This window comes from Psychrobacillus sp., from assembly GCF_056205495.1.
The window spans coordinates 1-2883 of sequence record NZ_JBAEAP010000355.1; the positions used below are offsets into that span (position 1 = coordinate 1).

3 protein-coding genes and 1 pseudogene are annotated in these 2883 nt (G+C 34.6%); 2 read left to right on the plus strand and 2 right to left on the minus strand.

Annotation, left to right across the window (positions count from 1 at the left end; all coding sequences use genetic code 11):
• Together AC06OU_RS10690 and AC06OU_RS10695 are read left to right on the plus strand one after the other, a co-directional pair.
• A pseudogene (locus tag AC06OU_RS10690) lies at positions 1–203 on the plus strand (5-bromo-4-chloroindolyl phosphate hydrolysis family protein); the annotation flags it as partial.
• A complete protein-coding gene (locus AC06OU_RS10695; protein WP_475855693.1) occupies positions 181–1377 on the plus strand; it encodes a toxic anion resistance protein in 1197 nt (398 codons plus the stop codon). The pseudogene AC06OU_RS10690 and the gene AC06OU_RS10695, both read left to right, overlap by 23 nt.
• Before the next feature lie 164 nt (positions 1378–1541).
• On the opposite strand, the gene AC06OU_RS10700 is transcribed toward AC06OU_RS10695, so the two are convergent.
• Together AC06OU_RS10700 and AC06OU_RS10705 are read right to left on the minus strand one after the other, a co-directional pair.
• Complete coding sequence (locus AC06OU_RS10700; RefSeq protein WP_475855695.1) at positions 1542–2063, minus strand: cysteine hydrolase family protein; 522 nt, start codon at positions 2061–2063, stop codon at positions 1542–1544.
• Between the two features lie 536 nt (positions 2064–2599).
• Positions 2600–2883: vWA domain-containing protein (locus tag AC06OU_RS10705; protein WP_475855696.1), on the minus strand; the 284-nt coding region annotated here is incomplete at its 5' end.

Here is a 2883-nt window from a genome sequence, read left to right on the forward strand (position 1 = left end):
AAATGAAAATTGCTTTGCAGGATACTCGTGAAACACTAGAATCCATTAACTCTGTTATGGAAGATGACTTAAAAAATGTTCTTGCTAGTGATATGGAGCACTTAAGAATGGAACTTGATTTTGCTAAATTATCCGTATCTAAAAACGAAAAACCTTTATATCTAAAAGGAGAGACAACAAATGAGCGAAAATATCTCGAATAAAACAGACGATCTTTTAATGGACGAACTACTTAATAATCCATTTTCTCTAAACGAAACAAAACCTCAAACATTAACTAAACAGTCAAATGAGGCGCTACCAACTAAATTAATAGATCGCTTATCGGAAGAAGAGAAACAAAAAGCTAGGCAGCTTGCAGATCAAATACCTGCTGGTAATTATGAAGCGATTTTAACATATGGAGCCAATGCTCAAACAGAGCTTACCCGCTTTTCACATCAAATGCTGGACCATGTACAAAAGAAAGATATCGGACCAGTTGGAGATATATTAGGCGATCTAATGAAAAAACTATCAGAGCTAAATCCCGAAGAGCTTTCAAACGAAAAGAAGAGTGGCATTAAAAAGCTTTTTAATCGTGTAAACAGATCTGTTCAAGAAATGATGACAAAATATCAAAAGCTGAGTACGCAAATCGATCGTATCGGTATTCAATTGGAGCATTCAAAACGTGGTCTAGTAGAGGATGTTCAAATGTTAGATAAGCTATATGATCAAAACAAAACATATTTTCAAGCATTGAACGTTTATATTGCAGCTGCTGAACTAAAAAAAGATGAAATACTCAACGTTACGATACCAGAACTAAAAAGAAAAGCAGAAATGTCAAACGACCAAATGGCTTACCAGGAAGTTAATGATATGGCCCAATTTGTAGATCGACTTGAAAAACGAGTTTATGACCTACAGCTTTCACGTCAGATTACCATTCAAAGTGCGCCACAGATACGTATGATCCAACAAACGAACCAAACGTTAGCTGAAAAAATACAATCTTCTATCATGACATCCATACCATTATGGAAAAACCAAATTGCGATTGCCTTAACGTTAAATCGTCAGCAAAAAGCAGTAGCAGCTCAAAGACAAGTTACAAAAACAACTAACGACTTACTATTGAAAAACTCGGAAATGCTCAAAGTGAATAGTATTGAAACAGCTAAAGAAAATGAGCGAGGTATCGTAGAAATCGATACATTGAAGAAAACACAGGAAAACCTTCTGCAAACAATCGAGGAAACAATGCGTATTCAAGTAGATGGAAGAGTTAAGCGAAAAGCTGCTGAAATTGAAATTGGTCGAATGGAAGAAGAATTAAAACAACGTCTCCTTCTTATTGCAGACCAATCTAAAAACAGATCCGTTCAACCATAAATTGCATATCAATAAAATAAAGACTGGAGTCTAACTCAGAATCTTGATTTTGATTCCAGTCTTTTTATTTGGCTATGTTAAAGAATAATGTTTATATATTTTAAAATAAAGAAAAAGGAATTCAATAAATGATTTGGTGTTCCCTAGTTCTGTTAAAACTCTATTTAATTGAATACTACTTCTTCAGATGGGTGAACATCCGCAAACCACCGCAACACTCCATTATGATGGTTAATAATTTGTTGAGCTGAAATTTCACTTGAGTCCCAGGTACTGTGAGCATCTGAAATTAAAGTTACTTTATATCCCATACTGAAAGCCCTCCGGCAAGTAGTGTCAACACACGCTTCTGTTTGAATTCCTGTAATATGTATATGGTTTATACCTTTTCTACTCAATTCTTCTTCTAAAGTCGTATTTAAAAATGAGTCTGGAGTAGTTTTCTGGATTATTGTATCGTTTAGTCTTGGTGTAATTTCACTGTGTATTTCCCAGTCTTCCTTTCCAAATTCCAATGATTTTCCTACTGGAGCGTTATGTTGAACATAAAAAATAGGCGTATTGGATACACGTGCCTTCTCGATCAATGTTCTTAGCGTAGAAATTAACATATCTCCCTTATACACCGCTTCTCCCTCTTGAAACAACCCTTTTTGCACATCAATAATCATTAAAGCCTTACTCATAATATAATATTCTCCCCTCTTTATAAGACCATCTTCCATAATATCGCTCTTTAACAATATCTCGCTGTGTTTATAATATATGGTTGAACATTGGCTTCCAATTAGTAATTATGATGCTGACTATGCTAGATATAATCTGGAGTTTAAAATGAATAATAACATGAATAATCCCGTTGAAGGTCCTGCAGGAAACTAAAAGTAGAGTTATTGGTTCCCATAAAGAACCGAATAGCTTAACTAGTAGTATGGATTAGAAGAATTCCAGATAGAAAATTGCGGATATTGAGGCAAACTAAACCTCTGCTCCCAGCTGTTTATGCTCATAATAGTTAATAGTATATATGCGTATTTTTTTATAGAAAATAATAGAAATGTAATACTGAAGCCTAGACGTAAAGAATTTAAAAAGGATATTTGACACTTCCATTAGAGAAAAACATCCACCATTTAACACAGTAATATTTTTAAGAGGCGGTTATTATTTAGTAATCATAACCATCCTCTTTATAAAACAATACTGAGATTGACTATTCTTCTTAGCTTTTTACGACATGCTGAAGCATTTTACGCAGTAAGCGCAACGTTTCATCTGAGAACCTCTCCATAGAGGAAGCGGTCGCTGTTTTCTTACCGAAGATGAGCTGGAACAGGTTAATTTGTTCGTCTGTTGGCTCCTCTTCATTAAGAAATAAATGAAGTATAGAAATCTGCTTTCGTTCGACTTCCAATACTGCTTCAGCAGTATCCATAATACCATTTTGGGCATAGGCAAAAGCTGAGGGTTCTCCGTCTGAGAAGACTAATAGAAATTTATGTGTTT